Annotated in this window: 16 protein-coding genes and 1 pseudogene; 11 read left to right on the top strand and 6 right to left on the bottom strand. The window is 66.8% G+C overall.

Features of this window, described 5'->3' with window-relative positions; all coding sequences use genetic code 11:
* Positions 1-40: 40 nt before the first annotated feature.
* Both CR917_RS28235 and CR917_RS28230 read left to right on the top strand, forming a co-directional pair.
* Positions 41-886, top strand: a pseudogene (locus CR917_RS28235) (PAS domain-containing protein); the annotation flags it as partial.
* A 159-nt stretch (positions 887-1,045) separates the two neighbouring features.
* Complete coding sequence (locus tag CR917_RS28230) at positions 1,046-1,477, top strand: methyl-accepting chemotaxis protein (RefSeq protein WP_370409069.1); 432 nt, start codon at positions 1,046-1,048, stop codon at positions 1,475-1,477.
* Between the two features lie 51 nt (positions 1,478-1,528).
* On the opposite strand, the gene cysZ is transcribed toward CR917_RS28230, so the two are convergent.
* Complete coding sequence (gene cysZ / locus CR917_RS21565; RefSeq protein ID WP_054916276.1) at positions 1,529-2,257, bottom strand: sulfate transporter CysZ; 729 nt, start codon at positions 2,255-2,257, stop codon at positions 1,529-1,531.
* A gap of 336 nt (positions 2,258-2,593) precedes the next feature.
* On the opposite strand from cysZ, the gene trxB reads away from it, so the two are divergent.
* Positions 2,594-3,556 carry a thioredoxin-disulfide reductase gene (gene trxB, locus CR917_RS21555; protein WP_043864378.1) on the top strand — a complete coding sequence of 321 codons (963 nt, stop codon included), beginning with the start codon at positions 2,594-2,596 and terminating at the stop codon, positions 3,554-3,556.
* A gap of 97 nt (positions 3,557-3,653) precedes the next feature.
* Here trxB and nadC read toward each other — a convergent pair whose 3' ends face one another.
* Positions 3,654-4,502, bottom strand: a complete 849-nt coding sequence (nadC, locus tag CR917_RS21550) for a carboxylating nicotinate-nucleotide diphosphorylase (protein WP_054916277.1) — start codon at positions 4,500-4,502, stop codon at positions 3,654-3,656.
* Between the two features lie 249 nt (positions 4,503-4,751).
* Between nadC and CR917_RS21545 the strand changes: the two genes are divergently transcribed.
* From CR917_RS21545 to CR917_RS21530, 4 genes are all read left to right on the top strand, one after another.
* A complete protein-coding gene (locus tag CR917_RS21545; protein WP_104572940.1) occupies positions 4,752-6,926 on the top strand; it encodes a DUF1631 domain-containing protein in 2,175 nt (724 codons plus the stop codon).
* Between the two features lie 78 nt (positions 6,927-7,004).
* Complete coding sequence (gene ampD / locus CR917_RS21540) at positions 7,005-7,565, top strand: 1,6-anhydro-N-acetylmuramyl-L-alanine amidase AmpD (protein WP_043864381.1); 561 nt, start codon at positions 7,005-7,007, stop codon at positions 7,563-7,565.
* Positions 7,562-8,395 carry a regulatory signaling modulator protein AmpE gene (ampE, locus tag CR917_RS21535; protein WP_043864382.1) on the top strand — a complete coding sequence of 278 codons (834 nt, stop codon included), beginning with the start codon at positions 7,562-7,564 and terminating at the stop codon, positions 8,393-8,395. The genes ampD and ampE overlap by 4 nt, the downstream gene beginning before the upstream one ends.
* Before the next feature lie 180 nt (positions 8,396-8,575).
* Positions 8,576-10,594 (top strand): methyl-accepting chemotaxis protein, encoded by a 2,019-nt coding sequence (locus CR917_RS21530; RefSeq protein ID WP_054916280.1) that lies wholly within the window; start codon positions 8,576-8,578, stop codon positions 10,592-10,594.
* A gap of 41 nt (positions 10,595-10,635) precedes the next feature.
* Here CR917_RS21530 and CR917_RS21525 read toward each other — a convergent pair whose 3' ends face one another.
* Both CR917_RS21525 and cra read right to left on the bottom strand, forming a co-directional pair.
* Positions 10,636-11,412: a TatD family hydrolase gene (locus CR917_RS21525; protein WP_054916281.1), complete on the bottom strand. Its 777-nt coding sequence runs from the start codon at positions 11,410-11,412 to the stop codon at positions 10,636-10,638.
* Between the two features lie 2 nt (positions 11,413-11,414).
* The gene (cra, locus tag CR917_RS21520) at positions 11,415-12,410 is read right to left on the bottom strand and encodes a catabolite repressor/activator (RefSeq protein WP_104572939.1); all 996 of its coding nucleotides are present in this window, start codon (positions 12,408-12,410) and stop codon (positions 11,415-11,417) included.
* A gap of 284 nt (positions 12,411-12,694) precedes the next feature.
* On the opposite strand from cra, the gene ptsP reads away from it, so the two are divergent.
* From ptsP to CR917_RS21505, 3 genes are read left to right on the top strand one after another with little or no spacing between them, the layout of a single operon-like run.
* On the top strand, positions 12,695-15,553 hold the full coding sequence (gene ptsP, locus CR917_RS21515) for a phosphoenolpyruvate--protein phosphotransferase (RefSeq protein ID WP_104572938.1): 2,859 nt from the start codon (positions 12,695-12,697) through the stop codon (positions 15,551-15,553).
* Complete coding sequence (gene pfkB / locus CR917_RS21510) at positions 15,553-16,509, top strand: 1-phosphofructokinase (protein ID WP_104572937.1); 957 nt, start codon at positions 15,553-15,555, stop codon at positions 16,507-16,509. Before ptsP ends, pfkB begins: the two co-directional genes overlap by 1 nt.
* On the top strand, positions 16,506-18,245 hold the full coding sequence (locus CR917_RS21505) for a PTS fructose-like transporter subunit IIB (protein ID WP_104572936.1): 1,740 nt from the start codon (positions 16,506-16,508) through the stop codon (positions 18,243-18,245). Before pfkB ends, CR917_RS21505 begins: the two co-directional genes overlap by 4 nt.
* On the opposite strand, the gene CR917_RS21500 is transcribed toward CR917_RS21505, so the two are convergent.
* The gene (locus CR917_RS21500) at positions 18,246-18,476 is read right to left on the bottom strand and encodes a DUF3820 family protein (RefSeq protein WP_043864478.1); all 231 of its coding nucleotides are present in this window, start codon (positions 18,474-18,476) and stop codon (positions 18,246-18,248) included.
* 203 nt (positions 18,477-18,679) lie between these two features.
* Between CR917_RS21500 and CR917_RS21495 the strand changes: the two genes are divergently transcribed.
* Positions 18,680-19,156, top strand: coding sequence for a PA2169 family four-helix-bundle protein (locus CR917_RS21495; RefSeq protein WP_043864389.1), 477 nt, complete (start codon positions 18,680-18,682; stop codon positions 19,154-19,156).
* Here CR917_RS21495 and CR917_RS21490 read toward each other — a convergent pair.
* Complete coding sequence (locus tag CR917_RS21490; protein ID WP_104572935.1) at positions 19,153-20,655, bottom strand: diguanylate cyclase; 1,503 nt, start codon at positions 20,653-20,655, stop codon at positions 19,153-19,155. The two genes, CR917_RS21495 and CR917_RS21490, sit on opposite strands and share 4 nt — an antisense overlap.
* Positions 20,656-20,660: the final 5 nt, after the last annotated feature.

Here is a 20,660-nt window from a genome sequence, read left to right as displayed (position 1 = left end):
GGTGCCGATTGCGCCCGGATGACAGCAAAATGACGGATACATGACGCCCGATCATTGGCGCTTTTGCGCTGTGAAAATAAGCTTGGCCAGCGCCTCAAGAATGCCGCATCGCCAGCCGATGAAGTTGCATTCGAATGAGACTTTCGCTCCAGGAGCGGTGATGTTCAACAGCAAACTGAAACAAGAAAATGCCAGGCTGCGCGAAGAGCTGATGACCATGGAGCAGGTCAAGTGCAGCCTGGACAGCGAGATGCTGGTGCTGCAACTGGACCCCCAGGGCCGCATCGAAGCGGTCAACGGCAACTTCGAGAAAGAGATGCGCTACAGCAGCCAGCAGCTGCTGGGCCGCAACATCGAAGAGATCGTGCCGGCGCATGTGAAGCCGCTGGATTTCTACCAGCGCATGAAACAGGCGATCAACCGCGGCGAGCACCTCAACGGCGCGTTTCGCCTGCTGCGCGGCAACGGCGAGGAAGCCTGGCTGCGCTCGATCCTGCAGCCGGTCAAGGGCAGTGACGGGCGCCTGCGCTACTTCACCCTGCACTCCAGCGACCTGACCCGCACCATCGAGACGTCACGCGAGCACGAGAGCCTGATCAAGGCCCTGATGCGCTCCACGGCAGTGATCGAGTTCAACCTCAATGGCGAGGTGCTGGCTGCCAACGACCGCTTCCTCAAGACCATGGGCTATTCCCTGGAGCAGGTGCGCGGCAAGCACCACCGCATGTTCTGCGAGCCGGAAGAGTACAACTCGGCGCATTACCAGCAGTTCTGGGAAAAACTGCGCCGTGGCGAGTTCGTGGCCGAGCGCTTCAAGCGCATCGATGCCCATGGCCGCGTGGTCTGGCTGGAGGCGTCGTACAACCCGATCATCGACGCCCATGACGTGCTGTACAAGGTGGTCAAGTTCGCCACCGTGATCACCGACCAGGTCAACCAGGAAGCGGCGGTGGCCCACGCCGCCGACATCGCCTACACCACGTCCCTGGACACCGACTCCAGTGCACGTCGCGCCACCGAGGTGGTGACTCAGACGGTCGAGGTCATGCGCGGCCTGGAGACGTACATGCAGCAGGCCGCCGACGGCATCGAGGCGCTGGACAAGCAGTCCCAGGTGATCGGTTCGATCATCAAGACCATCAGCGACATTGCCGGGCAGACCAACCTGCTGGCGCTCAATGCGGCCATCGAAGCCGCGCGTGCCGGCGAGCAGGGCCGGGGTTTTGCGGTGGTGGCCGACGAGGTGCGGCAACTGGCCTCGCGCACCAGCACCGCCACCGAGGAAATCGCCCGGGTGGTGCAGCAGAACGCCCAGTTGGCCAAGGCAGCGGTCGACATCATCGACAACAGCAAGCGCCAGGCCGAAGAGGGCCTGTCGCTGGCCGGGCAGACCGGTACGGTGATCGTCGAGATTCAGGACGGGGCGCAGAAGGTGGTGGACGCGGTCGGCCAGTTCTCCAACCAGCTGGCGCCCTGACGGCGCGGTGGCGGCGGCCTTGCACCGTCGCCACCGTCGCCCCGGCAACCGTCAGCCGCGTTCGCGCACCCAGAACAGCGTGGCACCGGCGATGGCGGCAGGCATCATCACGATGTTCACGAACGGGATCAGCAGCACCAGGTACACCGAGCCGCCAAAGCCCAGGCTCTGCCAGCGCTTGGCGCGCAGCCAGGCGAGCATGTCCTGCCAGCTCATCTTGTTGTTGTCCGCCGGGTAGTCGATGTACTGGATGGCCATCATCCAGACACCGAACAGCAGCCACAGCGGCGCGGCCACGATGTTGACCACCGGGATCCACGACAGGATGAACAGCGCCAGGGCGCGCGGCACGAAGTAGCCCAGCTTGCGCAGTTCGCGGCTCAGGGTGCGCGGCACCATGGCGGCCAGTTCGCCCCAGCTGAAGGCCGGGAACGGGTCGGTGCCACGTACCACCACCTCGACCTTTTCGGCCAGAAAACCGTTGAACGGTGCCGCGATGATGTTGGCCAGCATGGTGAAGGTGAAGAACACCATCAGCACCACCAGCACCACGAACAGCGGCCACAGCACATAGTTGAGAAAGCTCAGCCAGCCCGGCAGGGTCGGAATCAGCGAGTCCACCCACAGGCTGAACTGGTGACCGGCAAAATAGATCAGGCCCACGAACAGCAGCAGGTTGACCGCCAGCGGCAGCAGTACGAACAGGCGCAGGCCCGGGCTCAGGACCAGTTTCAGGCCCTCGCGCAGGTATTGGGGGCCAGACAGGACAGGGGCTTGCATAAAAGGCTCCGAGCGGTGGTAAACGCGCCGACCTTACCGAGTTTGACGCCTGGGCGAAAGCGCGGCGAAATGCGCGCAACCCCCGGTAACAAAACCCTGTCGATCATTTAATAGGCAAAGCGGCCGGTGCTCGGCAGGTGAATAGAGGTCGTCTATAAGGTGGATTGTCTAAGGATATTTCCTTAATCTCTGCCTCCTCGTTACAGTCGCACCAATTTCACGGTTTCCAGAACCTGCGGCCAATAGCCTTCCCCAAGTGCTTCGCGGGTTCTTTTTTATTCCAGCCGGTGCCCCCGGCGTCATGTGGCTGGCTCGCCAGCTCGACAGGAGCGTTTCATGTCTGAAGTTCGTCATTCGCGAGTGATCATTCTCGGTTCCGGCCCTGCCGGTTACAGCGCCGCCGTGTACGCGGCCCGTGCCAACCTCAAGCCGCTGCTGATCACCGGCATGCAGGCTGGCGGCCAGCTGACCACCACCACCGAAGTCGACAACTGGCCGGGCGATGCACATGGCCTGACCGGCCCTGCGCTGATGCAGCGCATGCAGGAGCATGCCGAGCGTTTCGAGACCGAAGTGGTGTTCGACCACATCAACGCCGTGGACCTGGCCAACAAGCCGTTCACCCTCAAGGGCGACAGCGCCACCTACACCTGCGACGCACTGATCATCGCCACCGGCGCCAGCGCGCGCTACCTGGGCCTGCCGTCGGAAGAGGCGTTCATGGGCAAGGGCGTTTCGGCCTGCGCGACCTGTGACGGGTTCTTCTACCGCAACAAGCCGGTGGCCGTGGTCGGTGGTGGCAACACTGCCGTCGAGGAAGCCCTGTACCTGGCCAACATCGCCAGCAAGGTGACCCTGGTGCACCGCCGCGAGACCTTCCGCGCCGAGAAGATCCTGATCGACAAGCTGCACGCCCGAGTGGCCGAAGGCAAGATCGAGCTCAAGCTCAACGCCACCCTGGACGAAGTGCTGGGCGACAACATGGGTGTGACCGGTGCGCGCCTGAAGAACAACGACGGCAGCTTCGATGAAGTGAAGGTCGACGGCGTGTTCATCGCCATCGGTCACACGCCCAACACCTCGCTGTTCGAAGGCCAGCTGGCGCTCAAGGATGGCTACATGGTGGTCAACGGCGGGCGTGACGGCAATGCCACCGCCACCAGCATCGAGGGCGTATTCGCCGCCGGCGACGTGGCCGACCACGTGTACCGCCAGGCGATCACCTCGGCCGGTGCCGGCTGCATGGCGGCACTGGATGTCGAGCGCTACCTGGACGGCCTGCAGAACGCTTCGTTCTGAGGACTGTTGGGGCTGCTTCGCAGCCCTTCGCGGGTCAAGCCCGCTCCCACAGGGATCACTGCTGTCCTTGTGGGAGCGGGCTTGACCCGCGATGCTTTCAAAGGCTCAGGCGCATCGACAGGTCCACTGCCTTCACATCCTTGGTCATTGCCCCGATCGAGATGTAGTCCACCCCCGTCTCGGCAATTGCGCGCAACGTGCTTTCGCTGATCCCGCCGCTGGCTTCCAGCTTGGCCTTGCCGGCATTGAGGCGCACCGCCTCGCGCATTTCGTCCAGGTTCAGCTCGTCGAGCATGACGATGTCGGCCCCGGCCTCCAGCGCCTGCTGCAGTTCATCCAGGCTCTCCACCTCGATTTCCACCGGCTTGCCCGGCGCAATGCGGCGCGCCGCAGCGATCGCTTCGGCAATCCCGCCGCTGGCGGCAATGTGGTTTTCCTTGATCAGAAACGCGTCGTACAGGCCGATGCGATGATTGTGGCAGCCGCCGCAGGTCACTGCGTACTTCTGCGCCAGGCGCAGGCCCGGCAGGGTCTTGCGCGTATCCAGCAGCTTGACCTGGGTATCGGTCACCAGGTCGGCCAGGTGCCGCGCATGGGTGGCCACCCCCGACAGCAGCTGCAAAAAGTTCAGCGCGCTGCGCTCGCCGGTCAGCAGCGAGCGGGCCGGCCCTTCCAGGTGGAATAGTGCCTGATTGGCCGTGGCCCGGTCCCCGTCCTTGACCTGCCAGTGCACCGCCACCCGCGGGTCGAGCTGACGAAACACCGCGTCCACCCAGGCCGTGCCGCTGATCACGCAGTCGTCGCGGGTAATGATGGTGGCCTTGGCCAGGCGCTCGGCAGGAATCAGCTGGGCAGTGATGTCGCCGCTGCCGACATCTTCGAGCAACGCACGGCGCACGTTGGCTTCGATTTCGGCGGTCAGGTCGGCGAGGCGTAGATTCGGCATGGTGGGCTCCACAAGCTAGGTGGCCGCGATTATAGGGCAGCCCGGGGCGGGCGTGCAGCAATCCGCCTTTGGTCGCAGCAAATGAGCATTTGCGCCCCATGGCGGTCTATCCACAGGCTGGCCGAAACGTACTGCACAGTTCGCTGGCAGGCCGCGCGTTTTTGCCAGATAATGCGCGCCTTGTAATTGGCGTCATGACTTTGACAGCCATTCAATCCACTTCGTAGCCAACCCAGCAAGGAGACCGGGATGCCCAATGACGGGAAGGTGGTGCCGTTCAAGGCGGCCACCGATCAGGCGTCACGCACGCCGTTCGCTCGTCTGCCGGTCATCCTGCTGCAAGTGCGCGACAAGGCAGCGCAGCACCTGCGCCAGGCGCTGCAGGGGCTGTTCGACAACGCCGACGACACGCTCTTCGAAATGGCCGACACGGCCGCCGACAACCATGACCGCAGCCTGTTCTTCGAAGCGATGCGCGACCTGCGCCTCAAGCGCAAGAGCATCGAGCGTGCCTTCCTCGACCTGTTCTATGACGCCTTCATCGATATTGCCGGCAACGACCCGACCGCGCCGTTGGCGCGCCGTGGCTACGACAGGCAGGCGCTGATGGCCGACGATGCGCGTGAGCGGGCCCAGGCCGTGGAGACGATGGTGGCCCGCGTGGCCACGCGTGACGGCTTCGCCCTCGGCCAACTGACCCTGCGCATGAACAGCCTGATCAGCCAGCGCCTGGACGATCGCGCCAACCCGCTGGGGCCGGCGCTGCTGTGCGAGTACTTTCTGCAGGCCGGGCGCAGCCTGGGCGTGGGCATCAAGGTCAAGCTGATACTGCTCAAGCTGTTCGAGCGTTACGTGCTGTGCGACGTCGGCCGGTTGTACGGCGAAGCCAACCAGCTGTTGAGCGCCACCGGGATCCTGCCCGACCTCAAGAGCGCGCCGGGCTGGCGCACCCCGGCGGCCGAACCGGCGCACCCGGCCGGCGATCCGGAGGTCAAGCCAGCCCCGCTGATGGCCGATGCCGGGGCGCAGGCCGCCTTCGCCTCGCTGCAGGTGCTGTTGTCCCCGGTGCGCGGTCGGGTGGCCCCGCGCCTGGAGCCCTATGACCGGGTGCAGCCGATCAGCAGGCAGGATCTGCTGCGCCTGCTCTCGCACCTGCAGCAGTTCGTGCCGGCAGCGGGGGAGGTGCAGGACTTCGACCTGCGCCACCAGCTGGAGCAGCTGCTGACGCGGGCCAGCGTGCAAAGTGGCAAGTACCGCAGGGTCGAGGTGATCGATGAGGATGTGATCAACCTGATCGCCATGCTCTTCGACTTCATCCTCGGCGATCGCAACCTGCCGCATTCGCTGCGCCAGCTGATCGCACGCCTGCAGATCCCGATGCTCAAGGTGGCGCTGCTCGACAAGAGCTTCTTCAGCCGCGCCACCCACCCGGCGCGCCGCCTGCTCGACGAGATTGCCGCAGTGGCGATGGGCTGGGGCGCGCGTGATGACGTGCAGCGCGACGAGCTGTACCTGCGGGTCGAGGCCATCGTGCAGCGCCTGCTCACCGATTTTGCCGACGACCCGCAGATCTTCGCCGAGCTGCTGGCCGAGTTCCTTGCCTTCAGTGCCGATGAGCGCCGCCGTACCGAGTTGCTCGAACAGCGCACCCGCGATGCCGAAGAGGGCCGGGCACGCACCGTGCTGGCGCGCCAGCAGGTTGAAAGCGAACTCAACCTGCGCCTGCTCGGCAAGTGCCTGCCGCAAGGCGTGGTACGGGTGATCGAGCAGGCCTGGAGCCAGGTGCTGCTGCTGGCCTGCCTCAAGCATGGGCGGGGTTCGACCCAGTGGCAGGACGCGCTGGCCAACATGGACCTGTTGCTCTGGAGCGTCGAGTCACACACAGGCGACGACCGTGCTCGGCTGCTGGAGCAGGTGCCGGGCCTGCTCAAGGCCCTGCGCGAGGGGTTGACCCGGGTTGCCTACGACCCCTTTGCCACCAGCGAGTTCTTCGCCCAGCTCGAAGCGCTGCACCTGCAGGCTGTGGAAGGGGCAGGGCACCCCGGCCAGGCGCGTATCGAGCGGGTGCTGGTGCGTGATCGCATCGTGCTGCTGGGGCCGGAGTCGGTGGTGGCGGGCGGGCTGTGCTCCAGCCTGCCCGACGACGACCCGGCGCTGCACCAGGTGCGCGACCTGCGCCCGGGGGCCTGGATCGAGCTGCGCGACGAGGATGACGAGCCGGTGCGCGGCAAGCTGATCGCGATCATCGACAGCACCCACACTTATGTGTTCGTCGACCGTACCGGGCGCAAGCTGCGCGAATGGTCGCAGCAGGGGCTTGCCGGGGCGTTGAGCCAGGGCCAGGTACGCCTGCTCGATGCCACCCAGCTGTTCGAACGTGCACTGAGTTCGGTGGTCAGCCAACTGCGCCAGCGTCAACCCTGAGCGCCCGCACTTTTAACGATACAACCTTCGATTCCTCGGGGCATACTGCGCCAGAGCCCTCATGCTTCAGGATCTTCTATGCAACTTGACCACGCTACTGGCTGGGTCGCTGGCGTCACCCATTGCCCTTCCCCCAACTTCAACGCGCGCCCCGAGGGCGAAGCCATCAGCCTGCTGGTGATCCACAACATCAGCCTGCCGCCCGGGCAGTTCGGCACCGGCAAGGTGCAGGCGTTCTTCCAGAACCGCCTGCCCATCGCCGAGCATGCGTTTTTCGAGCAGATCAAGGACCTGCGTGTATCGGCGCACTTTCTGATCGAGCGTGACGGCAGGGTCACCCAGTTCGTCTCGTGCCTGGACCGGGCCTGGCATGCCGGGGTATCGCGCTTCGAGGGCCGCGAGGGCTGCAACGACTTTTCCGTGGGCATCGAACTCGAAGGCACCGATCAGACGCCGTTCACAGACGCCCAGTACACTGCCCTGCAACACTTGACCCTGCAACTGCAGGCTGCCTGGCCCATCGCGGGGCGAATCCGCGGCCACAGCGACATTGCGCCGGGGCGCAAGACCGACCCGGGGCCGGCGTTCGACTGGGAACGCTATCGCGCCAGCCTGCACGTCAACGAGGACAGATCATGAGTTTTCTGGTGTTACTGCTGGTGCTGTGGGTCGAGAAGTTCTCGGCGCTGCGCCAGCGCCTGCAACGCGACGGCTTTTTTCTCACCGAACTGGCCCGCCTGGAGCGCAGGCCCAAGGCCGACCCCTGGTGGGTGCTGGGCATTCTGGTGCTGTTGCCAGTAGTGGTACTGGCGCTGCTGCTGCACGTGCTCGACCCGGTCGCCTATGGTCTGCTGGCCCTGCCGGTGCACCTGCTGGTGCTGATCTACAGCCTGGGCCGGGGCGATGTGAAGGCGGCGCTGGGGCCGTTTCGCGATGCCTGGCGACGCGGCGATGAACAGGCGGCCGTGCACGTGGCCGAGCGCGACCTGGGGGTGACGGCCGACGACAGCCAGGGCCTGATCCAGAAGGTGCAGGGGCACCTGCTGTGGCAGGCCTACCAGAGCTTCTTTGCGGTGATCTTCTGGTATGTGCTGCTGGGCCCGGCTGCAGCGCTGGCTTACCGGCTGCTGGCGCTGACGGGCGAGCGGGCCGGCAACCCGGCGGTACAGGAACGCGCCCGGCAGTTGCGCCACGCCTTCGACTGGGCGCCGGTGCGGGTACTGGCCGCCAGTTTTGCACTGGTGGGCAACTTTGTGGCGGTCAGCCGCATGATGCTGCACGAACTGCTCAACTGGCACATCGGCGCGCCGCGCCTGGTGGAGCAGGCGGGCACGGCAGCGGCGGAGATTCCCGCCGACGTCGAGGCCGGCCCGCAAGGCCTGACCGGGCTCGACAGCCTGTGGGAACTGCTGCTGCGTGCCGCAGTGCTCTGGTACGCGGGCTTTGCCCTGTGGACCGTGCTCGGCTGACTCACGACGTGTAAACGGGCTGCCGCAACGGCGGCTCGTTCCTACAGGGCGCCGCCGCTGGTGGTTAACCTTAAGTTACAAAACTTCCCTTCGATATGCGCTATACAGAGGCTGCTGACGATCGCCAGTGGCCTAGTGCTATTGCGCAGAAAACAATAAGAAATCGAAAGGAGACGACCCTTGAAGCGCCTCTTGTATCCGGCAATCGCATTGATGAACCGGCTGAGCTTCGGCATGAAGTTCAGCCTGATCAGCGTGCTGTTCTTTCTGCCCATGCTGGTCACCAATTTCTATCTGGTGCGCGACGCCTATGCCAAGTTCCACGCCACCCGTGTGGAGCTGCACAGCCTCGGCCTGCTGAGCGAGAGCCTGGCCGTGCGCGGTGATCTGGAGAGCCTGGGCAATCTGGTGCAGATCAACGCGGTGCTGGGGCAGTCCGGCAAGGCCGACGACCTGGAGGCGCGCATCGATGCGCTGGAACAGCAGGTGGCAAAGCGCGTGGCCGCGCTGGCCCCGATGACCGAGGACCCGGCCCAGGTGCAGGCCTTCACCGCCCGGCGCGACGAGTTGCTGGCAGGGCTCGAGGCGGCGCGAGCCGACTCCTCGCTGCAGACCCGTGCAGCCCTGTACGACGCCCTGCTGGCGCAGGCGCAGCTGCTTGGCAAGCTGGTGGTCAGCCAGTCGGGCCTTGGCCAGGACAGCGATGCCGGCGTGCGCCAGATGGGCGAGCTGCTGACCACGGTCACCGCCCAGGTCACCCAGACCCTGGGTGAAGGCCGCGCAATCGGGGCTTACTCGCTGGGCCAGGGGTTTCTCAACTCATCGGCCAGTACCCGTTTCGAAGAACTGCTCAAAAGCCTCGACAAGCTGTCGGCCGACTACGCCATTCGCCTGCAGGACGCCCTGGGCGACGAGCCGCGGCTGGCCAGCCAGGCCGCCAGCAGCCAGGCGTCGCTCAAGCAGGCCAGCGAGCTGCTCGAAGACCAGGTAGTGATGGCCGATACCCTCGATGCGCCATGGCCGGCGTTCTACCAGCAGGTCAGCGGCCTGATCGAGCAGACCTACCTGCTCAATGGCGCCACCCTGCAGGTACTCGAACAGCAGTTGCAGGCGCGCCTGGGCGACTACCGCCAGCACATGGTGCTGCTGGTGCTGGCCCTGGCGGCGGTGTTCATGCTGATCGGCTACCTGTATGGCGGCTTCTACGCCTCCACCCGCAGCACCCTGCGTACCCTGGGCAAGGTGATGGACAAGGTGGCCGGTGGCGACATGACGGTGACCTTCCAGGCCCGCAGTCGCGACGAGCTGGGCGAGCTGGGCGAGGTGTTCAACACCACGGTGCGGCGCATCCATGACCTGATCGAGCGGGTCGGGCAGACGGTGGCCGAGGTGGAACACCAGGCCGAGCAGGTGCATGCGGTATCGGCGCGCAGCAACCAGGCGGTAAGCGGCCAGCGCGGGCAGATCGAGCAGGTGGCCACGGCCATGAACCAGATGTCGGCCACTGCCCAGGAAGTGGCGCGCAGCGCTGCGGCAGCCGTGAACAGCGCCCACGGGGTCAACCGCGAGACGGTCAGCGGGCGCGAGCTGGTGGAGTCGCAGCAGGGCAGCATTGCCGGGCTGGCGGCCGAAATCGACCAGTCGGTGGGGGTGATCAACCAGCTGGTCAGCGACAGCCAGCAGATCAGCCAGGTGCTGGAGGTGATCAAGAGCATCGCCGGGCAGACCAACCTGCTGGCGCTCAACGCCGCCATCGAGGCGGCGCGGGCCGGGGAGCAGGGGCGTGGCTTCGCGGTGGTGGCCGACGAGGTACGCACGCTGGCCAAGCGCACGCAGCAGTCGACCGAGGAAATCGACCAGATGATCTCACGCCTGCAGGGCGGGGTGGAGGCGGCGGTGCGGGCGATGGACAGCAGTCACCAGATGGCGGCGGGCACCGTGGGGCAGTCGCAGCAGGTGCAGCAGGCGCTGGTCAACATTCTGGGGGCGATGGGCAGCATCGTGGAGCAGAACCAGCAGATTGCGGCGGCGGTGGAGCAGCAGACGGCGGTGGCGCATGACATCGACCTGAACATCGTGCAGATCAATCGCGCGGCCGAGCACACCACCGAGGGCGCGCACCAGACCGAAGATGCGAGCCGGCAGCTGTCGGCGCAGGTGATGGAGTTGAAGCAGTTGATCGGGGCGTTCAGGGTCTGAGCGAGGGCTGGGCCCTTCGCCGGCAAGGCGCAGGGGCGGTATTACCAGCCAAACAGCTCGCAGGCATTGCGCGTGCTGGCCTCGGCCAGCACCTGGGGCGCAACCCCCATCACCTCAGCCAGTGCCACGGCAATCTGCGGCAGGTGCACAGGGCTGTTGCGCACCCCGGCGTACATCGCCGGGGCCATGTCCGGCGAGTCGGTCTCCAGCACCACGCCGTCCAGCCCCAGGCGCGGCAGCACCTTGCGCAGGCGCAGCGCCTGGGGCCAGGTGGCCGCCCCGCCCAGCCCCAGCCTGAACCCGAGGCGGCGGTACTCGCGGGCCTCCTCGTAGCTGCCGGCAAACGCATGCACGATGCCGCCACGCGCCAGCTTGAAGCGCTTGAGCCGGGCGATCACGTCGGCATGGCTGCGCCGTACATGCAGCAGCGCCGGCAGGTCGAAGTCCACCGCCAGCTGCAACTGGGCCTCGAACAGCGCCTGCTGGCGCTCGCGGTCCAGCTCGGCCACGTAGTAGTCCAGGCCGAACTCGCCCACCGCGCACAGCTGCCGGTCGCCACGCAGGCGGCTCAGCCAGTCGCCCAGCGCCAGCAGGTGTTCCGGGCGATGCTGTTCCAGGTACACCGGGTGCAGGCCGAACGCCGCATACAGCTGCGGATCGCTCTTGACCAGCTCCCATACCCGCTGCCAGTTGTCCTGGTACACCCCCAGCACCACCATGCGCTCGACCCCGGCGCGGCGCGCCTGCCCCAGCACTTCGCTGCGGTCGGCATCGAAGTCGGGAAAGTCCAGGTGGGTGTGGGTGTCTACCAGGCGCATGGTCAGGCCTTGAAGAGGCGTTGCTTGAAGGTGCGCGCCACCGCGTGCACACCCGGCGTGTAGTGCTGCTTCTCCACCGCCTCCAGCGCCAGGCGCAAGGCGGTTTCGGCCATCAGGCCGTGCTGCTGGGCCATGGCGTTGACCGGCAGGGGCAGGAAGTCCAGCAACTGGTTGTCACCGAAGGTGCCCAGGTGCAGGCTGCGCGATGCTGGCGGGCGGGTCTGCAGCACATCGAACACGCCTTGCAGCAGCACATAGGAGGTGGTCACCAGCGCGTCGGGCAGGCGCCCCAGGTCGGCCAGCAGCTCGCTCATCAGGCGGCGCCCGCACTCGCGGCTGAAGGCTTCGCCCTGGTGCTGGCTGGCCCGTCCGTCGAAGCCTTGCAGGGCCTGGTCGAAACCACGTGCGCGAGCGCGGCTGACGCTCAGCTCCGGGCGTGCGCCAATCAGTGCGATATGCGCCGGGGCGCTGTCGAGCAGGCTGCGGGTCAGGTGCAGGCTGGCATGCTCGTCGTCGCTGACCACCGAGCAGAACTGCGCCGGCTCCAGGCTGCGGTCGATGCCGATGATCGGCAGGCCGTTGGCCTGCAGCGTGCGGTAGCTGTCGTCGTCTTCGGGCAGGCAGCTGGCGACGAACAGGGCGTCGCAGCGCCGTGCGCGAAACAGCTGCTGCAACTGGCGTTCGCTGTCGGGCTGGTCGTCGCTGCTGGCGATCAGCAGCTGGTAGCCCTGGGCCCTTGCGCCTTGCTCCAGTTGCTTGGCGATGCGCGCATAGCTGGGGTTTTCCAGGTCTGGCAGGATGAAGCCAAGGGTGCGCGTGTGACGGCTGCGCAGCCCGGCCGCCTGCGGGTTGGGCGTGAAGCCATGGGCCTCGACCACCGCACGCACACGCTCTACCGTGCTGCTGCTGATGCGTTGCTGTTCGGCCTTGCCATTGATGACATAACTGGCAGTGGTAACGGACACACCGGCCAGACGGGCGATATCGCTGAGTTTCACCGAATTTTCCTTGTTATTACCGGGGTTGGCTGCAGAGCCTGACCGGGTATTGTCGCCGATTGCGAAGCATCGGCGCAGACGACCATTGTCGCAATTGTCCGACAAAATGGGGCTTTCATTGTTCGCAGGTTATCGAGTAACGTGCACGCTATTCTAGGTTAAACGATTCAGCAGGCGATTTTTCTGCCGTGGCCTTCGCCTGCGCCCGGCCCTGCGAAGTGTCGGGTGCTGCTAAATTCACAACAATACCTCGGCGCCGGCCCGGCGCTGCAAAGGAGAGGTTCATGCTCGAGCTCACCATAGAGCAGATTTCCATGGGCCAGTCGGCCGTGGACAAGACCGCCGCGCTGCAGCTGCTGGCCGAGCGCCTGGTGGCCGACGGGCTGGTGGCCGAGGGCTACCTGGCCGGGCTGCAGGCGCGTGAAGCCCAGGGCTCGACCTTTCTCGGCCAGGGCATCGCCATCCCCCACGGTACCCCGCAGACCCGCGAGCTGGTGCATGCCACCGGCGTGCGCCTGTTGCAGTTCCCCGAGGGCGTGGACTGGGGCGACGGGCAGATCGTGTACCTGGCCATCGGCATCGCCGCGCGCTCCGACGAGCACCTGCGCCTGCTGCAATTGCTCACCCGCGCGCTGGGCGAGACCGACCTGGCCCAGGCGCTGCGCCGGGCCGGCAGCGCCGAGGCGTTGCTCAAGCTGCTGCAGGGGGCGCCGCAGGAGCTGGCACTGGATGCACAGATGATCGGCCTGGGTGTGCCCGCCGAGGATTTCGAAGAGCTGGTATGGCGTGGCGCCCGCCTGCTGCGCCGCGCCGATTGCGCCGGCAATGGCTTTGCCGCCGTGCTGCAGCAGGTCGAGGCGCTACCCCTGGGCGATGGCCTGTGGTGGCTGCACAGCGAGCAGACCGTGCGCAAGCCGGGCCTGGCGTTCGTCACCCCGCAGCAGCCGCTGCGCTACCTGGGCCAGCCGCTCAACGGCCTGTTCTGCCTGGCCAGCCTGGGCGCGGCGCACCAGGCCCTGCTCGAACGCCTGTGTACCCTGCTGATCGAAGGTCGGGCGCAGGAGCTGTTTCGCGCTACCAGCAGCCGTGCGGTGCTGGAGGTGCTGGGCGGCGAGCTGCCGGCCGACTGGCCCAGCGTTCGCGTCGGCCTGGCCAATGCCCACGGCCTGCATGCGCGCCCGGCCAAGGAGCTGGCGCAACTGGCCAAGGCCTTCGAGGGCGAGGTGCGCGTGCGCGTGGTCGACAGCGGCGAGGCCGCCGTGTCGGTCAAGAGCCTGAGCAAGTTGTTGAGCCTGGGCGCACGCCGTGGCCAGGTACTGGAGTTCATTGCCGAGCCGAGCGTGGCCGACAGCGCGCTGCCGGCGTTGCTGGCGGCGGTGCAGGCCGGCCTGGGCGAAGCGGTCGAGGCGCTGGCACCGGTGAGCGAGGTAGCGGCGCCCCAGGTGCTCGTGCCGACGCTGAGCGCGCCGCTGCCGGGCACGCAGGTCCAGGGCGTGGCCGCATCGCCGGGCATCGCCTGCGGCCCGGCGCATGTGCAGGTGCTGCGCCATTTCGACTACCCGCTGCGGGGCGAGTCGCCGGTGATCGAGCGCGACCGCCTGCAACGTGCCCTGGCCGCCGTGGCCAGTGAGCTCGAAGCGCTGATCCGGCGCAGCCCGGCCAAGGCCATCCGCGAGATCTTCGTCACTCACCAGGAAATGCTCAGCGACCCGGGGCTGGGCGATGAAGTCGAGCTGCGCCTGCTCCAGGGCGAAAGCGCCCCAGCGGCCTGGATGACCGTGATCGAGGCCGCAGCGCGGCAGCAGGAGGCCTTGCACGACGCCTTGCTGGCCGAACGCGCCGCCGACCTGCGCGACGTGGGCCGCCGTGTGCTGGCCACCCTGTGCGGGGCCGCCGAGGTGGCGGAGCCGCAACAGCCCTATGTGCTGGTGATGGACGAAGTAGGCCCGTCCGATGTGGCGCGCCTCGATCCGGCGCGGGTGGCCGGGATTCTCACCGCACGGGGTGGCGCCACCGCGCACAGCGCGATCGTGGCGCGGGCATTGGGCATCCCGGCGGTGGTGGGGGCCGGCGCGGCGGTGCTGCTGATCGCCGCCGGCACCGAGCTGTTGCTGGACGGCCAGCGTGGGCGCCTGACCGTGGCCCCGGCGGCGGACGAGCTGCAGCGCGCCCTGGCCGAGCGCGAGCAGCGCGAACAGCGCCTGCAGGCGGCCCGGGCGCGTCGCCTGGAACCTGCCGTGACCCGCGACGGGCATGCCGTGGAAGTGTTCGCCAACATCGGTGAAAGCGCGGGTATCGAACAGGTGATCGACCTGGGCGCGGAAGGCATCGGCCTGCTGCGCACCGAGCTGATCTTCATGGCCCATCCACAGGTGCCCGACGAGGCCACCCAGGAGGCCGAGTACTGCCGTGTGCTCGACGGCCTGCAGGGCCGGCCGCTGGTGGTGCGCACCCTGGATGTGGGCGGCGACAAGCCGTTGCCCTACTGGCCCATCGCCAAGGAGGAAAACCCGTTTCTGGGGGTACGCGGCATTCGCCTGACCCTGCAACGGCCGCAGGTCATGGAAAGCCAGTTGCGCGCCCTGTTGCGCGCGGCGGGCGAGCGACCGCTGCGCATCATGTTCCCGATGGTCGGACAGGTGGAGGAGTGGCGCCAGGCCCGAGCAATGGTCGAGCGCCTGCGCCGGGAGATACCGGTCGGCGACCTGCAGGTGGGCATCATGATCGAGGTGCCTTCGGCCGCGCTGCTGGCACCGGTGCTGGCGCCGGAGGTGGACTTCTTCAGCGTCGGCACCAACGACCTGACCCAGTACACCCTGGCCATCGACCGCGGCCACCCGAGCCTGTCGGCCCAGGCCGATGGCCTGCACCCGGCGGTGCTGCAGCTGATCGACATCACCGTGCGCGCCGCGCATGCCCACGGCAAGTGGGTGGGCATCTGCGGGGAACTGGCCGCCGACCCTCAGGCGGTGGCGGTGCTGGTGGGGCTGGGCGTGGATGAACTGAGCGTGGCGGCGCGCAGCATTGCCGAGGTCAAGGCGGTGGTGCGCGAACTGAATTTTGAACAGGCCCGGCAACTGGCGCGTGATGCGCTGGTGCAGGGCAGTGCCGCCGACGTGCGCGCACGGGTGGAGATGCATTGATGGCACGGATACTCACACTGACCCTCAACCCGGCGCTGGACCTTACCGTCAGCCTCGCCACCCTGCAGCCCGGCGCGGTCAACCGCAGCCACGCGCAGCACAGCCACGCGGCGGGCAAGGGCCTGAACGTGGCGCAGGTGCTGGCCGACCTGGGGCATTCGGTGACGGTGGGCGGCTTCCTGGGCCAGGACAACCTGCAGCCCTTCGAGGCCCTGATGGCCCGTCGCGGCTTTGCCGATTGCTTCGTGCGGGTGCCCGGCGAAACCCGCAGCAACCTCAAGCTGGTGGAGGGCGATGGCCGGGTCACCGATATCAACGGCGTGGGCCCGCAGGTCGACGAACACGCCCAGGGCGAGCTGCTGGCGCGCCTGCAGCACCTGGCCAGCGGGCATGACGCGGTGGTGGTGGCCGGCAGCCTGCCGCCGGGTGTGAGCCCGCAGTGGCTGCAGATGCTGCTGGCGTGGTTCAAGTCGCTGGGCCTGAAGGTGATCCTGGACAGCAGTGGTGCGGCCTTGATCGCCGGGCTCAAGAGCGCGCCGTGGCTGGTCAAGCCCAATACCGACGAACTGGCCGAAGCGCTGGGCCGCCCGCTGCACAGCATTGCCGAGCAGCAGGCCGCTGCCCGCCAGTTGATCGACCAGGGCGTCGAGCATGTGGTGGTGTCCCAGGGCGAGCAGGGGGTGATCTGGTTCCGGCGCGACGGCGCCCTGCAGGCGCTGCCGCCCCAGGTGGTGGTGGCCAGCACGGTGGGCGCGGGCGATTCGTTGCTGGCCGGCATGCTGCACGGCCTGCTCAATGCCGAGCCTGCCGCGCAGACCTTGCGCCGCGCCACCGCGATTGCCGCCCAGGCCGTGACCCAGATCGGCTTCGGCATCGGCGACCGCGTGCAACTGGCGCAGCTCGAAGATGCCGTCCGGGTGCAGATTCCCCACGCTCGACAAGAGGGTGAACAATGAAGATCGCCATCGTCACCGCCTGCCCCAACGGCCAGGTGTCCAGCCTGCTCAGCGCGCGCCTGCTGGATGCGGCCGCGCAGCGCCAGGGCTGGAGCACCAGTGTCGAGGTGCACGACCCCGACCATCCCGAGCGCCAGCTTTCGCCGGCAGTGATCGCCGCCGCCGACTGGGTGCTGGTGATCAGCACCGGCCCGTTCGATCTGCAGCGCTTTGCCGGCAAACGCCTGTTCCAGAGCACCCCGGCCCAGGCCCTGCAGGATGTGGAGAGCTTTCTGCGCCTGGCCGCCGAACAGGCCCAGGTGCATCACCCCGAAGCCATGGCGCCTGCGCCGGCCGCAGCGGGGGCGGTGAAGAAGATCGTTGCGGTCACTGCCTGCCCCACCGGGGTGGCGCACACCTTCATGGCCGCCGAAGCCTTGCAGCAGGCGGCGCGGCAACTGGGTTATCAACTGGCCGTCGAAACCCAGGGCTCGGTGGGGGCACGCACCCCGCTGAGCGCCGCGGCCATCGCCGAAGCCGAAGTGGTACTGCTGGCCGCCGATATCGAAGTGCCCACCGAGCGCTTCGCCGGCAAGCGCATCTACCGCTGTGGCACCGGCGTGGCCCTCAAGCAGGCCCAGGCCACCTTGAACAAGGCGCTGGCCGAAGGTCGCGAAGAGCGTGCCGCCGGCAGCGCCGGCACCGCACCTGCACGCAGTGAAAGGGCTGGGGTGTACAAGCACCTGCTGACCGGGGTGTCGTTCATGTTGCCGATGGTGGTGGCAGGCGGGTTGCTGATCGCCCTGGCATACATGTTCGGGCTCGATGCCTACAAGGAGCCGGGCACCCTGGCCGCCGCCCTGCGCCAGATCGGCGAAGACGCCGCATTCAAGCTGATGGTGCCGCTGCTGGCCGGCTACATCGCCTATTCGATTGCCGACCGCCCGGGCCTGGCGCCGGGCATGATCGGCGGGCTGCTCGCCAGTTCGCTGGGCGCCGGCTTCATCGGCGGCATCGTCGCAGGCTTCGTGGCCGGCTACGCGGCCAAGGCGATCAGCCACTGGGTCCGCCTGCCCAGCAGCCTGGAGAGTCTCAAGCCGATCCTGATCATCCCGCTGCTGGCCAGCCTGTTCACCGGCCTGGTGATGATCTACGTGGTGGGCAAGCCGGTGGCCGGCATGCTCGATGGCCTGACGCATTTTCTCGACAGCATGGGCACTGCCAACGCGGTGCTGCTGGGCATACTGCTCGGCGCCATGATGTGCGTGGACCTGGGCGGGCCGGTGAACAAGGCCGCCTATGCCTTCTCGGTGGGCCTGCTGGCCAACCAGAGCATGGCGCCGATGGCCGCGACCATGGCCGCCGGCATGGTGCCGCCGATCGGCCTGGGCATCGCCACCTTCCTGGCGCGACGCAAGTTCGCCCAGAGCGAGCGCGAGGCCGGCAAGGCGGCGCTGGTGCTGGGCATGTGCTTCATTTCGGAGGGGGCGATCCCGTTCGCGGCCAAGGACCCGCTGCGGGTGATCCCCGCCAGCGTGGTCGGCGGTGCACTGACCGGCGCGCTGTCGATGTACTTCGGTTGCAAGCTGATGTCGCCCCACGGCGGGCTGTTCGTGATGCTGATTCCCAACGCGATCAACCACGCCCTGCTGTACCTGCTGGCCATCGCCGCCGGCAGCCTGCTGACCGCTGTGGTGTACGCGGTGCTCAAGCGCAGGGACGTGGCCGAGCTGGCACTGGAGCCGGCCAAGGCCTGATCAGGGGCGTGGGCGCGGGTGCTTCTTGCGCAGCGGTTCGAGCAGGTCGGCCAGGCCGTTGTGGTCGACCTCGTGCATCAGCGCCAGCAGCCCGCCCAGTTCGCCCTTGGGAAAGCCCTGGCGGGCGAACCAGTTGAGGTAGTGGCCGGGCAGGTCGGCGATCAGCCGGCCCTGGTACTTGCCATAGGGCATTTCGCGGGTGACCAGCAGTTCGAGTGTCTCGGGAGTCATGGGCTCGGCGCAGCAGTGCAGGAAAGGCCCGACAATACATGCAATCTGCACGAGACCAAAGGTCCGTTCATGCAAAACGCTGCTTGGGGAAGGTTCAAAATTTTTATAAGTTGTTGATTTTAAAAGATTTAATTTTTACAGAAAAGCTGGCATGAACACTGCTCCTGTACTACGCAACCACCCTCATGCAAAGGAGCACTGTCATGACCAACGTGAACAAAGACGTTATTTCGGTTCTGAACAACCTCATCGAGTACAGCAAGGATGGCGAGAAGGGCTTCAAGACTTCTGCCGAGGATGCCAAGAACCCGGACCTGAAGGCGTTCTTCCTGCAGCGTGAAGGCGAATGCCGTAGCGCCGCTGCAGATCTGCAGCAGCACGTGCGTTCCCTGGGCGGCGACCCGGAAACCACCACCAGCCTCAGCGGTGACATGCACCGCGCCTGGGTCAACCTCAAGTCCTCGCTGACCAGCAACGACGACAAGGCGGTGCTGGAAGAAGTGGAGCGCGGTGAAGACCACGCCCTCAAAGCCTACAAGGATGCCCTGGAAAAACTGGCCAAGCTGAATGTACCGGCAAGTGACCCGGCATATGCTCTGGTCGAGCGCCAGTACCATGGCGTGCAGCGCAACCATGACCAGGTCAAGGTGCTGCGCGACGCGGCCCGCGCACGTTCCTAACCGGCGTACACCTCTACCCGGTTGCGCCCGTTGCGCTTGGCGCAATACAGCGCATCGTCCGCACAGCCCAGCAAGGTCGAAAGATCCTGCTGGGCTTCTGGCGTCTGCAGGCCCACGCCAATGCTGACGGTCACCGGGTGCTGGTCGTCGCCGAACGGCGGCAGTGCCTCGACGCTGCTGCGGATACGTTCGGCCAGGGTCAGCACGCCGTTGAGGTCGGTCTCGGGCACGATCACCAGAAACTCCTCCCCGCCATATCGCGCGGCCAGGTCCCCCGGGCGGCGGATGCTGTGCGCGATCGTCGTCGCCACCTGGCGTAGCGCTTCGTCCCCGCCCTGGTGACCGTGGCGTTCATTGAACGCCTTGAAGTGGTCCACATCCACCATCAGTACCGCCAGCGGGCGCTGGCTGCGCTGGGCACGTGCCCATTCGCGGCGCAGTACCTGGTCGAGCTGACGACGGTTGGCCAGCCCCGTGAGGCTGTCGGTGGCTGCCAGTTCGGCCAGGCCCTGCTCGGCGCTGTGGCGCCTGCGCAATTCGCGCCCCAGCAGCAACGACAGCCAGAGGATGCCGATGCACAACAGGCCGGTAGCGATACTGACCACCAGTGCGGTACGCCGCCACGAGCCATAGACCTCGTCGGTGGACAAGGCCACCACCACCAGCAGCGGCAGGTCGTCCACCCGTGAAAAGGTGTACAGGCGATGCTTGCCGTCCAGGCTCGAACGCGCGGTGAAGCTGCCGTTGCCCTGGGCCATTGCGCGCTTGAAGTTGGGCTGCTCGGACAGGTCGGCGCCGATCAGCGGGTCGCTGGGCAGCGAAGGGTGGCGGGCGAGCATCACGCCGTCGCTGTTGAACAGGTTGACGCTGCTGTCGCGGCCGATGTCCAGGCGCTGGAACAGCTCGCTGAAGTAGGCCAGGCGCAGGGCGCCTGACGCGATACCGGCGAAGGCCCCATCGGCATCGTTGATGCGCCGGCTGAAACTGATGCACCAGTCCAGCTCGCCCAGGCGCGCCTTGAATGGCGGGCTGATGACCAGGCCCAGGTCGGGGTTGTCGCGATGGGCCTGGAACACCTTGCTGTCGGCAAAGTTGGCGCTGCGTGGCACCACGCTGGTGGAGTCGGCCGCCACGTTGCCATTGCGGTCCAGCCACAGGATGTCGCCGCGTAACGGCACGGTGAAGGCCTGGTTGAACAGCAGTTGCTGGCGCAGCGGCGCGGCTACGCTGGCCAGCTCAGGGCGCTGGATGGCCCAGATCAGTCCGTGCAGCGACAGGTCGTAGAGCTCGACGTTGCGCACGATGTCGGTGTCGATCAACTGCACGATATTGCTGGCCGAGCGTGCGGCCGCCTGGCCCACGTTGGCTTTTTCGCGTACCAGCAGGAAGGTCACGATGGTGATGATGGCCAGAACCGCCAGGCAACTGCCCAGGTTAAGGATCAACTCCGGATGAGTCCTGTACAGGGTCGGGCGCTGGGGCGGAAGGCGCGAAGGCATGATGG

It is taken from the genome of Pseudomonas sp. BRM28 (assembly GCF_002939405.1).
GTDB lineage: Bacteria > Pseudomonadota > Gammaproteobacteria > Pseudomonadales > Pseudomonadaceae > Aquipseudomonas > Aquipseudomonas palmensis.
This window is presented reverse-complemented; position numbering and strand designations above follow the sequence as displayed.

Excerpts from the sequence above, each read along its gene's own strand:
- CR917_RS28230 (WP_370409069.1), top strand. The coding sequence starts at position 1,046 with ATGCGCGGCCTGGAGACGTACATGCAGCAGGCCGCCGACGGCATCGAG.
- cysZ (WP_054916276.1), bottom strand. The coding sequence starts at position 2,257 with ATGCAAGCCCCTGTCCTGTCTGGCCCCCAATACCTGCGCGAGGGCCTG.
- trxB (WP_043864378.1), top strand. The coding sequence starts at position 2,594 with ATGTCTGAAGTTCGTCATTCGCGAGTGATCATTCTCGGTTCCGGCCCT.
- nadC (WP_054916277.1), bottom strand. The coding sequence starts at position 4,502 with ATGCCGAATCTACGCCTCGCCGACCTGACCGCCGAAATCGAAGCCAAC.
- CR917_RS21545 (WP_104572940.1), top strand. The coding sequence starts at position 4,752 with ATGCCCAATGACGGGAAGGTGGTGCCGTTCAAGGCGGCCACCGATCAG.
- ampD (WP_043864381.1), top strand. The coding sequence starts at position 7,005 with ATGCAACTTGACCACGCTACTGGCTGGGTCGCTGGCGTCACCCATTGC.
- ampE (WP_043864382.1), top strand. The coding sequence starts at position 7,562 with ATGAGTTTTCTGGTGTTACTGCTGGTGCTGTGGGTCGAGAAGTTCTCG.
- CR917_RS21525 (WP_054916281.1), bottom strand. The coding sequence starts at position 11,412 with ATGCGCCTGGTAGACACCCACACCCACCTGGACTTTCCCGACTTCGAT.
- ptsP (WP_104572938.1), top strand. The coding sequence starts at position 12,695 with ATGCTCGAGCTCACCATAGAGCAGATTTCCATGGGCCAGTCGGCCGTG.
- pfkB (WP_104572937.1), top strand. The coding sequence starts at position 15,553 with ATGGCACGGATACTCACACTGACCCTCAACCCGGCGCTGGACCTTACC.
- CR917_RS21505 (WP_104572936.1), top strand. The coding sequence starts at position 16,506 with ATGAAGATCGCCATCGTCACCGCCTGCCCCAACGGCCAGGTGTCCAGC.
- CR917_RS21500 (WP_043864478.1), bottom strand. The coding sequence starts at position 18,476 with ATGACTCCCGAGACACTCGAACTGCTGGTCACCCGCGAAATGCCCTAT.
- CR917_RS21495 (WP_043864389.1), top strand. The coding sequence starts at position 18,680 with ATGACCAACGTGAACAAAGACGTTATTTCGGTTCTGAACAACCTCATC.
- CR917_RS21490 (WP_104572935.1), bottom strand. The coding sequence starts at position 20,655 with ATGCCTTCGCGCCTTCCGCCCCAGCGCCCGACCCTGTACAGGACTCAT.